Origin of the sequence: Bradyrhizobium sp., assembly GCF_035652035.1 — a bacterium.
Classification (GTDB): domain Bacteria; phylum Pseudomonadota; class Alphaproteobacteria; order Rhizobiales; family Xanthobacteraceae; genus Bradyrhizobium.
The window spans coordinates 1-11,850 of the sequence record NZ_DASREO010000037.1 but is presented as its reverse complement, the minus strand read 5'-3'; the positions used below and the strand labels follow the sequence as shown (position 1 = coordinate 11,850).

Genomic DNA, 11,850 nt, shown 5'->3' with positions numbered 1-11,850 from the left:
TGCACTTCCTGCTCGGCGACGTCGAGCGAGATGGTGAGGCCGAACTGCAAGGTGATCACGGACGAGCCCGCCGAACTGATCGAGCTCATCTGGTTGAGGTTCGGCATTTGCCCGAACTGCACCTCCAGCGGCGCCGTGACGGAGGACGTCATCACATCGGGGCTCGCGCCGGGATAGAACGTCTGCACCTGAATGGTCGGATAGTCGACCTCAGGCAGCGCCGCGACCGGCAGGAAGCGGAACGCCAAAATGCCGGACAGCATGATGGCGATCATCAGAAGCGTGGTTGCGACCGGCCGTAAAATGAACGGCTGCGATGGACTCATTGTTTTTGTCCGCCGTCCTGTTTTGGTCCGCCGTCGGAACGCTTCCGCTTGCCGCCGCCCGATTTATCGGGTTCGGCCGGCGTCTGGCCCGGGCTCGTTTGGGTCGGGTTGGTTTCGGAGCGGACGACGATCTTGGCGCCGTCGCGGAGCTTGTCGGCGCCGTCGATGACAACGCGCTCGCTGGGGGTGAGGCCGGAAAGGACTTCCACGCGATCGCCGTCAGTCACGCCAAGTTTCACCGGCCGCACCGACACTGTGCTGTCGGCATTGACGAGGTAGACAAATGTGCCTGGCGAGCCGCGCTGGATGCCGGCGGTCGAGATCGTCGTGACGTCCTTGTGGGTATCGAGCAACAGGCGGATGTTCACGAACTGGTTCGGGAAAAGCAGTCGCGCATCGTTGGAGAAATTCGCCCGCAGTCTGATCGTGCCGGTGGTCGGGTCGATCTGGCTGTCGAAGGTTTGCACCGTTCCGTCCTCGATCTTGGTCGAGGCGGAGCGATCGAGCGCGGTTGCGGGCAGGATGGCGCCGGCCTGCAGGCGTCTGGAGATCGCCTGCAGATTGTCCTCGGGCACCGTGAACAGGACGCTGATCGGATGCAGCTGGGTGATGACAACGAGCCCGTTGGTGTCGCCGGGCGTGACATAGTTGCCCTGATCGACTTGACGTATTCCGACGCGGCCGTCGAGCGGCGAAAGAATCCGGCAGTAGGCGAGGTTGACCTCGGCGGATTTCACCGCCGCCTTGTCGGCTTCTACGGTGCCCTGATTCTGGGCAACCAGCGCGATTTGCGTGTCCAGCGTTTGATGCGGCACGGCGTTCTGCGCCGCGAGGCCCTGATAACGCGCGAGGTCGACCTGCGCGCCCTTGAGCATGGCCTCGTCGCGCGCCAATTGCCCCTTGGCCTGTGCCAATGCTGCCTCGTAAGGCCGGGGATCGATTTCCGCGATCAGATCGCCTTTCTTGACCTCGCTACCTTCGGTGAAATCGATCTTCAGCAAATAGCCGCTGATCTGCGTGCGGATCGTCACGGTTGCGAGCGACGTCACCGTACCCAGCGCGTTGATGTTGACGCCGATGTCTCCCTTGCCGACCACTTCGGGCACGATGGACATCGGCCCCGAATTGCGGCCGCCGCCGCCGGGCTGCGGCGCCGCGCCCTGCCGGGTCCACCAGACGATGCCGGCGACCACCAGCACGATCAGGATGATCGTCAGGACAAACCGCCAACGGGATCGCGGCTTGGTTGCCTGCGCAGGATCAATCGAGGGGGTTTGGTGGAAATTCTTAATAGGTTGGTCCATGAACCTGCCATCAGGTGAGTATTGTCGCGGCTGCTTGCCGCAATTGGTCGCAGGAACCATCTCCAGGGTCCGCCGGCAACCTCATTTGAACGTCCCCGCCTGTCCTTGTCGCATTAACATTCGGAAAGAATTGCACTTTTGCGTCTGACCGCGACCGGGGGGCAACAATCAAATGTCGTCCGGGCTGTTCGCGCGGTTCAAAGACCGGCGCGGGTGATCCGCCCGACCGACGGACTCTTAACATATTTTTAGCCGAACCGGGGCGCGCAACAAGACCACGACATCGGCAGCACCAGGCAAGCGGGCCAAGGACATGGCGTTGCGCCGCCGTCAACGATGCCGGCCTCAGGCGGCTGCATCCAGCAATCTGAAAGAGCCCCTGATCAGCGCCCTGCGTCCTCTTTCGGTGATGGTCGGCACCCGGTCACTGCCGATGGTCACGAGGCCAAGCGCAACAAGATCGTCAAGCGTCAACCGGTTGGACGCCGACAGGCGCGCGAAGGGTATTCGCAGCGCTTTCAGTGCTTCCCATTGATCGGGCCGGAGATCGAAGTCGTTCTCGTCGGTCATGCTGCCTCGATTGAGTCGCGTGTTTCATGTCGTCCACATAAGGAAGGCGCATGAATCCGATGCGACCACATTGCGTCTGCAGTTGGTTTGCGCACGCAACTTTTCTTGAATCAGTTGGCACTTGAAATATCTCGCGTAGGCCATTTGAATTTGAAGCTCCTATGACGAACTTGCGGCAAACACTGACAGGAGCTTCAAATTCGCCGCACCGGTAACGCGGTTGTCACATCCACGTGTCAATGGACGGTGTCGGCCACTGCGAATCAAGTGGATGCGACAATGGAGGCTGTTTGCCCACTCGTATGAATGCACCGAAGGCGATTGCGTCGGCAAAATCGCCCGGCAATGGCTTCAGGCTGAAAGGGCTCGGCGTTATCGTCAGCATTGCCATTACGGCAATTGCGATCTACGCGCTGACGCACACGCTCAAAAGTATCGACACCCACGAGGTATTCCAGGTCATCCGGCACACGGATACCTCCTTGATCCTGATTGCCGCGACGCTGGTCATCGTCTCCTATGTGGGGCTGACGTTCTACGATCTGCTCGCGCTGCGCACGATCGGCCAAACCGAAATTCCATACCGCGTCGCAGCCCTTGCAAGCTTCACCAGCTACCCGATCGCGCACGGCATCGGCGCGGTTTCGCTGATCTCGCCGGTGATCCGTTATCGGGTCTATTCGTTTCATGGGCTGACGGCGTTCGACGTCGTCAACATCTGCTTTCTCACCGGATTGACCTACTGGCTCGGCAACCTGACGGCGCTCGGGATCGGTCTGCTGTTTGCGCCCGATGCGATCAGCGTGGTCGACTTGCTGTCGCCGAAGGTCAATCAATCGGTTGCGGTCGCGCTGCTTGTCGGGGTCGGAAGCTTTCTGATCTGGTGCTGGTCTCCGCGCAACGTCGGCACAAAGCGATGGCCGGTCCGGCTTCCTTCGGGACCACTGGTGTTGCTGCAAATCGCAATCGGGGTCTTTGAGCTCAGCGCGGCGGCGCTTGCGATGTACGTTCTGATTCCAACCGGGCCGAATATCGGGATCTTCCCGATCATGGCCGTTTTCATCGCCGCGACACTGTTGGGATTTGCCAGCCACACGCCGGCGGGCATCGGGGTCTTTGACGCGACGTTCCTGATCGGGCTCGGCAAGGACGACAAGGAGCCGCTGGTGGCGGCACTGTTGATGTTCCGCCTGATGTACCACTTCCTGCCGTTTATCTTTGCCCTCAGCCTGTTCGGCATTGTCGAGGGATGGCGAGGCTTGCGCCGGCGGCAGCGCGGGTGAAGTTTCCTACACGGGTGAGGTGAGCTTCAGCCCGACCATTCCGGCGACGATCAGCGTCAGGCAGATAATGCGCACGGGGTCGGTTGGCTCCGAGAAGATCACCATGCCAACGACGATGCTGCCGGCGGCGCCGATCCCGGTCCAGATCGCGTAGGCCGTGCCGAACGGCAGCGAGCGGAGCGCAAACGACATCAGCGAAAAGCTCGCCAAAATCGCCAGCGCGGTTGCAACCGTCGGCCAGAAGCGGGTGAGGCCATCGGAATATTTCAAACCGAAAGCCCAGGCGATCTCGAACAGGCCCGCCGCCAAAACCGCAAGCCAGCCAGTCATGATGACCTCGGTGCGCCGGGGAAAGCGGGGATTGCGATTTGCGCATCCTCGCGAAACCGCCTTTCGAACGTCAATGAATGTGCCGACATCCGCTCACCTTCGCTCTCTATGCCTTTTCCTCCTTGCGATGTTCGCACGACAGGGATGTGACAGCGTTGGCCTGTCGTCGAATGGCATGGTTGCGATCTTCGTCGACGCATCTCGGCCGAGGTGAGCTGTCGCAAAACTGAAGCGAGCAGCCGATATCCTGATCAAATTGCTGATTCGAGGATCGCATGGACCGCCAGCTGATCGCAGGTGCCGTCAGCGACAACCGCGGCATCGAGAACGCCACGGTTTGGGACCGGCTTTATGCGTTCTGGTACCGGCGGCTGGTCTATACCCAGATCTGGGAAGATCCGGTTGCCGATCTCGCCGCGCTTCGCTTGCCCATCGGCTCGACCATCGTCACCATCGCGTCGGGCGGATGCAATGCGCTGTCCTATCTCGCCGCTCAACCGGCGCAGGTTTATGCGGTCGATCTCAACGAGGCGCATCTTTCGCTCCTCAAGCTGAAGCTCGCGGGCCTGCGTGCCTTTTCCGACTATGCGGATTTCTGGCAGTTCTTCGGCGCAGCCAACTCGCCCGGCAATTCGGAACTGTATCGCGAGCGATTGCGGCCGCGGCTTGACGCGCAGGCGCGCAACTATTGGGACAGGCGCAACATCATCGGCCGCCCGCGCCACGCCTACTTCACCGATGGCTTCTACCGTTACGGCATGCTCGGCCGTTTCATCGGCTTTGCCCATGTCATCGCGCAATTGGCCGGGATCGACCCCGCGTTGCTGTTGAACGGCACGGCGGATGCGCCTGCACGGATCGATGCGCTGGAGCGTCTGGATCGCTTATTCCACTCGCTGCTGGTGCGGCTGATCACGGCGACGCCGGCGCTGTTGTTCAGCCTCGGCATTCCGCGGCGGCAGCGCGCTCTTCTGGGCGGTGCGCCATTGAACGAGGTTCTCCATCAGCGCCTCGTGCGCCTGATCGATGGCCATCCCAACGAAACCAATTATTTCGCCTGGCAGGCGCTGCATCGCGGCTATGTCGGTCCGGGCGATCGCTGCCTGCCGCCTTATTTGCAGCGCCGGCAATATGGCCGGATGCGCAATGGCGCGGGGTTGATCATTCCGCACCATGCGAGCCTTCGGCAATTCCTGGACAGTCTGCCGGCTCGCGAAGTCGACGCCGTCATTCTCCTGGACTCCCAGGACTGGATGGCTATCGATGAGATTCGCGCGCTGTGGAATGCGATCGATCGCGCTGGCCGGGACAATGTCCACGTGATCTTTCGTACCGCCGGCGAAGCTTCGCCGATCGAGAGCAACGAACTCGCTTCGTTACGGCGGACGTGGCGGCGCGATGAGGAACGCAGCGCGATCGGATTTGCGCTCGATCGCTCCGGAATCTATGGCGGCTTCCATTGCTATGGACGGCGCTGAGCGGCTTGTAGCCTTGGCGCATGAGCTGTGGCGTCGGATGGTTCAACGAGGGACGCGGCCACCGTACCCGCGGCCATCACATAAGCGGGATCGCGGTGAACAAGCATGACGGCTGCGGCGCCATCGAGCAGCACGACGATGCCTCGCGCGACGGCTGGCGCGTTGTCGATTCCGTCGCGCCCCAGTGCGTCGGCAAGCCAGGCCTCGAAACGCTTCTTGTGCGAGGCGCCGGCCTTGAGCGCGGGATGTCCGGGCGTGCCCGCAAGTTCAGCCGCGGTGCGCTGAAAGCCGCAACCTTTCCATCTTGCCGTGTCGGCCGAGCGGGCAAATTCGTTGAACAAGCCCCGGATCTTGTCGGCCGCAGATCCCGGCGTCTCGTTGAACCAGCGCGCGTAGAGATCAAGCGTCGGCTGGTCGCGCGAGGCCAGGTAGGCCGCGATCAGGTCGTCCTTGCTGCGGAAGTGGTAATACAGCGTCTTCTTGGTGACGCCGGCCTTCTCGGCAATGGCGTCGACGCTGGCTGCGCGAATACCCTCATTATAGAAAAGGCGGGCGGCGGCGGCGATGATGCGCTCGCGGGTTTGTTCGGCGTCGGTAGACATGTCCGCTATGTATACTGTCTAGTGAGTATATACAATCTCCGCCCTGGCTACGATGTCCGCTCGACAAACAGATCGGATACAGGCTCCAAAATGTCGGAATTGGTTCTTCGCGAAACCCGTGGCGCCGTCGCGATCTTGACGCTGAATCGGCCCGAAAAGCTGAATGCCCTGAATTATGCGCTGGTCGACCGGATCAAGGAGCAGCTGGATACGATTGAAGGCGATCCGGCCCTCCGCGCCGTGATCCTGACCGGTGCCGGCGACCGCGCTTTCTCCGCAGGCGCCGACATCACCGAGTTTTCGCAGACGATGCGCGAAGGTCCGGATGCGGCGGTTCGTGCCTTCGTGCGGCGAGGGCAATCGATGACGGCGCGCATCGAGGCCTTTCCAAAGCCGGTGATCGTTGCCGTCAACGGCATCGCCTTCGGCGGCGGCTGTGAGATCACCGAAGCCGCGCATCTCGCCGTCGCCAGCGAGCGGGCAGTCTTCGCCAAGCCGGAGATCAACATCGGCATTCCGCCGACCTTCGGCGGCACGCAGCGTTTGCCGCGCCTCGTGGGCCGCAAGCGCGCGCTCGAATTGCTGCTGACCGGGGATACGTTTTCAGTCCAGCACGCCCAAGAGATCGGGCTCGTGAACCGGATCGTTGCTCATGATGACCTCTTGCCGTCGGCGCTGGAACTGGCAGGCCGGATCCTGCGGCATTCGCCGCTCACGGCGTCGCGTATCCTCACTGCGGTGACACGAGGCCTGAACACAACCATTGCCGAGGGGCTGGAGATCGAGAGCGAGCAGTTCGCGCGAACGGTGCCGACCGCCGACACGCGCGAGGCGCTCGACGCATGGATCTCGCGGCGTCCGCCGCACTATCAGGGCAGATAGCCGCTTACGCCGCGATCACTCCGCGAGTTCGGAATACCCCGTCGTAGGGACCTGCCCCTCGATCGTCTTTTCTTCCGTGGCAGGTTTTTTCGGCCGCAGCCAGACGTAGATCTGGGCGGCGAGCAGCACGACGCAGATGAAGAGGAAGAATGCGCTGATCGGGCGCTCGATGAAGGTCATCAGGTCGCCGCGGGAGATCAGGAGGCTGCGGCGGAAGTTCTCCTCGAAGCGTGGTCCGAGCACGAAGCCCAGCAGGATCGGCGCCGGGTGGAAATCCAGGCGCAACAGGATGTAGCCGACGACGCCGATCACGAGCGTCTCGCCGACCTGGAACATGTCGTTGCCCGCGGCATAGACGCCGATGCAGACGAAGAACATCGCGCTCGGATAGAGGTAGCGATAGGGGATCGACAGCAGCTTCACCCACAGCCCGATCATCGGCACGTTGAGCACGACGAGCAGGATATTTCCGATCCAGAAGCTTGCGATCAGGCCCCAGAAGATATCGGCGTGCTGGCTGATGAGCTGCGGCCCCGGCACGATGCCGTGGATGATCAGCGCGCCAAGCAGCAGCGCCATCACGGTATCGCCGGGAATGCCCAGACTCATGGTTGGAATGAAGTCGCCTTGCACCGATGAATGCGTCGATGCCTCGGGGCAGGCGACGCCTTCGATGGCGCCGTGACCGAAACGTTCCGGGGTTTTCGAGATCTTCTTCTCGGTCGCATAGGACACGAACGAGGCGATGGTCGGACCGGTGCCCGGGATCAGGGCGCACAGGCTGCCCAGGACGGTGCCGCGGATCATCGCCGGGAACGATTTCTTGAGGTCGGCTTTCGAGGGGAACATGTCGGAAATGCCGACATTGGCGTATTTCATGTCGACAGCTTCGGTATTGTTGATGCTGTTCATGAACTCGGCGATGCCGAACATGCCGAGCGCAAGCGCCACGATTTCAATGCCATCGAACAGTTCGGTGATGCCGAACGTGAAGCGCGGCTGGCCGGTCTCGATGTCGGATCCGACGATGCCGAGCAACAGGCCGAACACGGTCATCGCGATGCCCTTCAGCGGCGAGCCCTTGGCGAGTGTCGAGCCGGCGATCAGGCCGACCAGCATCAGCGAGCACACTTCGGCGGGGCCGAATTCCAGCGCCATCTTCACCAGGAAGGGCGCAAGGAAAATCATCTCCGTGATGCCCCAGGAGGCGCCGACGAAGGCGGCGATCACCGTAATTCCGAGCGCAGTTCCGCCTTTGCCCTGCTTGGTCAGCGGAAATCCGTCCAGACATGTCACCGCGTGTGGCGGGTGACATGGCAGGTTGAGCAGGATCGAGCAGATCGCCCCGCCATATTGGGCGCCGTAGTACACGCCTGACAGCATCAGGATCGCCGGCACCGGATGCATGCCGAAGGTCAGCGGCAGCAGGATCGAGATGGTGGCGACGGGGCCCATGCCCGGCAGCACGCCGACGAGATTGCCGACCAGCACGCCGAGGAAGCAATACATCAGGTTGTGCGGCTCGAGCGCGACGCCAAAGCCGTACCAGAGATCTGTCAGCGCGGTTGAAATCACAGGTTCACCCCGCGCAGCAGCGGAAACGGAATGTTCAGGAGATAGTGGAAAAGGATGACACCGAAGAAGGTGACGCCGAGCGCGAGATAGAACGACGATTTGTAGGTCGCCGTTTTATCGCCAAGCGCGGAGACGAACACGCAGGCAAACACCGCCGGGATCATCCCGCCATATTCACCGAGGACAATAAAGAGCACGGGTCCGGCAAGAATGCAGAACCAGCCGAACCATTGCGGATTGTCGGGCAGGAATTTCCTGTCGTCGGGTTCGGACGATCCGAGCGCGGTGGCCGCGATCAGGATGCCGATAAAGGCGAGGACGATACCGAGCACGACCGGCATGAATCCGGGGCCCATCCTGGCGAGAGTGCCGAACTTGTAGCCCGAGCCGGTCACGGCGGCGCCTACCCCGAGCAGTATCATCAGGCCGCCGGCGTAGTAGTCCCGCTTCCAGGTAAACTTCTCCGACAACAGCGTCTCTCCCAAACCTTTTTTAGGGCCGCGACCCTACCTGTCGCGGCCAAACCTGTCGATATGGCCGCACGTCACATTTGGAGCCAGGGGGAACCGACATTTATCCCAGAACACTAACTCAGTTTATCGACCGATAAAATCGACAAAATAGCGCAGGCGAGCAGCCCGGTCCCCGATGGTTATCGCGGCGCGGCATGTCGGCTTGGGACGCTTTCAGGAGGTAGCAAAGGCCTCCAAATTGGACTATCGGTGGGCCAGCGTGGCGGTTCAGAAGTCCGCATCAGATGTGCCGCGGGTTCGTCATGCGGACTTCTGAACCAAAGCCACACTGGATCAATAGGTTTGCTAGTGTCCTTCGATCCCGAAGTTCGAAACGTGGCTCCGAAAATGCTACGAACTTCGGAATCGGGACACTAGGAATCCCTCGAAATCTCATCACAGGTCATTTGAATGAGCCAACTCATTGTCCGCGCCGGCGACTTCACCTTCCAGGCCCGTTTCGAAGAGCAATTAGCGCCCAAAACTTGTGCGGCCTTCCGCAAGGCCATGCCGTTCAACAGCGAATTCGTCCATGTGCGCTGGAGCGGCGAGGGGGTCTGGATGCCGCTTGGCGATCTCGATTTCGGCGTCGGCTATGAGAACCACACCAGCTATCCGGCCCCCGGGCAGATGATCCTCTATCCCGGCGGCATCAGCGAGACCGAAATCCTGCTGGCCTATGGCGGTGTGCATTTCGCCAGCAAGATGGGCCAGCTTGCCGGCAATCATTTCATCACGCTGACCTCGGGGTTAGAGAACTTGTACACGCTCGGCAGGACCGTGCTCTACAAAGGCGCGCAAAAGGTTCGCATCGAGGAAGTGTAATGGCGGGGAGCGGATATCCCAGGGATCTCCGTGGCTACGGGCGCAATCCGCCGCACCCGCACTGGCCGGGGAATGCTCGCGTCGCCGTCCAGTTCGTGGTGAATTTCGAAGAGGGCGGCGAGAACAACATTCTGCACGGCGACCGCGCCTCGGAAGCGTTTCTCTCCGACGTGCTCGGCGCGCAGCCGTGGCCGGGCCAACGCCACGCCAATATCGAATCGATGTTCGAATATGGCTCGCGCGCCGGCTTCTGGCGGCTATGGCGGATTTTCACGGAACGAAAACTGCCGGTCACGGTGTTCGGCGTCGCGACTGCCTTGAAGCGAAACCCGGACGTGGTGGCCGCCATGAAAGAGGCCACCTGGGATATCGCCAGCCACAGCCTCAAATGGGTCGAGCACAAGGATATGTCGGAAGCCGAGGAACGGGTCGAGATCGCCGACGCGATCCGCCTGCACACCGAGGTGACGGGGGAACGTCCGCTCGGCTGGTACACCGGCCGAAGCTCAATGAACACCGTCCGCCTCGTGATGGAAGCCGGCGGATTCCTTTATTCCTGTGACTCTTATGCCGACGATCTGCCGTACTGGATCAAGGGGCCGACAGGGCCGCATCTGATCATTCCCTATACTCTCGATGTCAACGACATGCGCTTCGTCAACGCGCAAGGGTTCGGCAATGGCGATCAGTTCTTTTCCTATCTGAAGGACTCCTTCGACGTGCTTTATGCCGAAGGCGAAACCTCGCCCAAGATGATGTCGGTCGGCCTGCACTGCCGGCTGGTCGGCCGTCCCGGCCGCGCGGCGGCATTGATGCGGTTTCTCGATTACATCGCAAGCCACGAGCGGGTGTGGGTGCCGACGCGTTTGCAGATCGCCCGGCACTGGCACGCCAACCTTTCGCATCTCGCGGCTGACGCGCCGCAAGTCGGTTAGCGCCATGAGTGAGCGAGCGACAGGAATGGCCGGAAAGTGCTCGCCGCTTGGCGAGGAGATCGTCAGCCGGATTCACCAGCTGGCGGCGATTTCGGAGACGCCCAACAACCTGACGCGCATTTTTCTGACGCCCGAGCTTCGCGCGGCCGCGGACCTTATCCTGACCTGGATGCGCGAGGCCGGCATGAGCGCGCACCTCGACGCCATCGGCAACGTCTGCGGCCGTTACGAGGGCGATCGGGCAGGCCTGCCGTGCCTGATGCTCGGCTCGCACTACGACACGGTGCGTGACGCCGGCAAATGGGACGGTCCGCTCGGGGTGATCACCGCAATCTCCTGCGTCGCCGACCTCAACAAACGCGGCAAGCGCTTGCCCTTTGCAATCGAGGTCACCGCCTTTGCCGACGAGGAGGGCGTGCGGTTTGCATCGACCCTGCTCGGCAGCCGCGCCGTCGCCGGCACCTTCAATGAGGGCGTGCTGGCGACAAAGGATGCGGCCGGCATTCCGATGCGGGAGGCGATGGTCCAATTCGGTCTCGATCCCGATCATATCGGCGCGGCGGCGCGGGTTCGCGGTGAACTGCTCGCCTATATCGAATTGCATATCGAACAGGGCCCGGTGCTGGAGGCGAAGAATTTGCCGGTGGGCGTGGTCTCGGCGATTGCGGGCGCCACGCGCCTCGCCGCCAAGCTGACCGGCATGGCGGGTCATGCCGGGACGGTGCCGATGGCGCTGCGGCGCGATGCCCTTGCCGGCGCCGCGGAATGCATCGCAGCGATCGAGCGATTATGCCTCGAGGACGACGGCGGTCTTGTCGGCACGGTCGGGTATATCCACGCCTCGCCGGGCGCGACCAACGTCATTCCGGGGCAGGCGCATTTCACCATCGACATGCGTGCGCCGACCGATCTGCGCCGCAACCGTTCGGTGGCCGAGATGGTGCGGCGGATCGAGGCGATCGCCAAGACCCGGAATCTGGCGTTGCAGCTCGACGTCACGCACGAGAACCGCACCGTGCCCTGCGTGCCCTGGCTCAAGGAGCAGGTTGCAGCAGCCGTCGCGGCCGAAGGTTATCCCGTGTTCGAACTCGCAAGCGGAGCGGGCCATGACGGCATGGCCATGGTCGACATTGCCGATGTCGCGATGATTTTCGTCCGCTGCCGCGGCGGCATCAGCCACCATCCCGACGAGCATGTCGAGCCTGACGACGCCGATGCCGGCGCGCGC

The 11,850-nt window shown here is 62.0% G+C and carries 13 protein-coding genes; 6 read left to right on the top strand and 7 right to left on the bottom strand.

Annotated elements, in window-relative coordinates; genetic code table 11:
* The 3 genes from VFB05_RS12065 to VFB05_RS12055 form a co-directional block, all read right to left on the bottom strand.
* A partial coding sequence (locus VFB05_RS12065; protein WP_325012534.1) for an efflux RND transporter permease subunit occupies nucleotides 1-326 on the bottom strand: 326 nt, incomplete at its 3' end.
* The gene (locus VFB05_RS12060; RefSeq protein WP_325012533.1) at nucleotides 323-1,630 is read right to left on the bottom strand and encodes an efflux RND transporter periplasmic adaptor subunit; all 1,308 of its coding nucleotides are present in this window, start codon (nucleotides 1,628-1,630) and stop codon (nucleotides 323-325) included. The genes VFB05_RS12065 and VFB05_RS12060, both read right to left, overlap by 4 nt.
* Nucleotides 1,631-1,975: 345 nt before the next feature.
* Nucleotides 1,976-2,200, bottom strand: a complete 225-nt coding sequence (locus VFB05_RS12055; protein WP_325012531.1) for a hypothetical protein — start codon at nucleotides 2,198-2,200, stop codon at nucleotides 1,976-1,978.
* Between the two features lie 290 nt (nucleotides 2,201-2,490).
* Here VFB05_RS12055 and VFB05_RS12050 point away from each other — a divergent pair, with 290 nt between their 5' ends.
* Nucleotides 2,491-3,483 (top strand): YbhN family protein, encoded by a 993-nt coding sequence (locus VFB05_RS12050; RefSeq protein ID WP_325012529.1) that lies wholly within the window; start codon nucleotides 2,491-2,493, stop codon nucleotides 3,481-3,483.
* Between the two features lie 6 nt (nucleotides 3,484-3,489).
* Here the strand turns inward: VFB05_RS12050 and VFB05_RS12045 are convergent, their stop codons facing one another.
* Nucleotides 3,490-3,813: a multidrug efflux SMR transporter gene (locus tag VFB05_RS12045; RefSeq protein WP_325012527.1), complete on the bottom strand. Its 324-nt coding sequence runs from the start codon at nucleotides 3,811-3,813 to the stop codon at nucleotides 3,490-3,492.
* 275 nt (nucleotides 3,814-4,088) lie between these two features.
* On the opposite strand from VFB05_RS12045, the gene VFB05_RS12040 reads away from it, so the two are divergent.
* Entirely contained in the window at nucleotides 4,089-5,291 is a 1,203-nt protein-coding gene (locus VFB05_RS12040; RefSeq protein ID WP_325012525.1) for a BtaA family protein, read from the top strand.
* On the opposite strand, the gene VFB05_RS12035 is transcribed toward VFB05_RS12040, so the two are convergent.
* On the bottom strand, nucleotides 5,276-5,893 hold the full coding sequence (locus VFB05_RS12035) for a helix-turn-helix domain-containing protein (protein ID WP_325012523.1): 618 nt from the start codon (nucleotides 5,891-5,893) through the stop codon (nucleotides 5,276-5,278). The genes VFB05_RS12040 and VFB05_RS12035 overlap by 16 nt on opposite strands.
* 90 nt (nucleotides 5,894-5,983) lie before the next feature.
* Here VFB05_RS12035 and VFB05_RS12030 point away from each other — a divergent pair, with 90 nt between their 5' ends.
* Entirely contained in the window at nucleotides 5,984-6,775 is a 792-nt protein-coding gene (locus VFB05_RS12030; protein WP_325012521.1) for a crotonase/enoyl-CoA hydratase family protein, read from the top strand.
* 15 nt (nucleotides 6,776-6,790) lie between these two features.
* Here the strand turns inward: VFB05_RS12030 and VFB05_RS12025 are convergent, their stop codons facing one another.
* Together VFB05_RS12025 and VFB05_RS12020 are read right to left on the bottom strand one after the other, a co-directional pair.
* A complete protein-coding gene (locus tag VFB05_RS12025; RefSeq protein ID WP_414643185.1) occupies nucleotides 6,791-8,284 on the bottom strand; it encodes a tripartite tricarboxylate transporter permease in 1,494 nt (497 codons plus the stop codon).
* Between the two features lie 62 nt (nucleotides 8,285-8,346).
* A complete protein-coding gene (locus tag VFB05_RS12020; RefSeq protein ID WP_325012517.1) occupies nucleotides 8,347-8,820 on the bottom strand; it encodes a tripartite tricarboxylate transporter TctB family protein in 474 nt (157 codons plus the stop codon).
* A 453-nt stretch (nucleotides 8,821-9,273) separates the two neighbouring features.
* Here VFB05_RS12020 and VFB05_RS12015 point away from each other — a divergent pair, with 453 nt between their 5' ends.
* From VFB05_RS12015 to VFB05_RS12005, 3 genes are all read left to right on the top strand, one after another.
* Entirely contained in the window at nucleotides 9,274-9,687 is a 414-nt protein-coding gene (locus VFB05_RS12015) for a DUF3830 family protein (RefSeq protein WP_325012515.1), read from the top strand.
* Nucleotides 9,687-10,622: an allantoinase PuuE gene (gene puuE / locus VFB05_RS12010; protein WP_325012513.1), complete on the top strand. Its 936-nt coding sequence runs from the start codon at nucleotides 9,687-9,689 to the stop codon at nucleotides 10,620-10,622. The genes VFB05_RS12015 and puuE overlap by 1 nt, the downstream gene beginning before the upstream one ends.
* 4 nt (nucleotides 10,623-10,626) lie before the next feature.
* On the top strand, nucleotides 10,627-11,850 hold a 1,224-nt coding region (locus tag VFB05_RS12005), incomplete at its 3' end, for an allantoate amidohydrolase (RefSeq protein WP_325012511.1).

Bases quoted from the DNA above. Each gene is read 5' to 3' on its own strand.
- VFB05_RS12060 (WP_325012533.1), bottom strand. From the start codon at position 1,630: ATGGACCAACCTATTAAGAATTTCCACCAAACCCCCTCGATTGATCCT.
- VFB05_RS12055 (WP_325012531.1), bottom strand. From the start codon at position 2,200: ATGACCGACGAGAACGACTTCGATCTCCGGCCCGATCAATGGGAAGCA.
- VFB05_RS12045 (WP_325012527.1), bottom strand. From the start codon at position 3,813: ATGACTGGCTGGCTTGCGGTTTTGGCGGCGGGCCTGTTCGAGATCGCC.
- VFB05_RS12040 (WP_325012525.1), top strand. From the start codon at position 4,089: ATGGACCGCCAGCTGATCGCAGGTGCCGTCAGCGACAACCGCGGCATC.
- VFB05_RS12035 (WP_325012523.1), bottom strand. From the start codon at position 5,893: ATGTCTACCGACGCCGAACAAACCCGCGAGCGCATCATCGCCGCCGCC.
- VFB05_RS12030 (WP_325012521.1), top strand. From the start codon at position 5,984: ATGTCGGAATTGGTTCTTCGCGAAACCCGTGGCGCCGTCGCGATCTTG.
- VFB05_RS12025 (WP_414643185.1), bottom strand. From the start codon at position 8,284: ATGTATTGCTTCCTCGGCGTGCTGGTCGGCAATCTCGTCGGCGTGCTG.
- VFB05_RS12015 (WP_325012515.1), top strand. From the start codon at position 9,274: ATGAGCCAACTCATTGTCCGCGCCGGCGACTTCACCTTCCAGGCCCGT.
- puuE (WP_325012513.1), top strand. From the start codon at position 9,687: ATGGCGGGGAGCGGATATCCCAGGGATCTCCGTGGCTACGGGCGCAAT.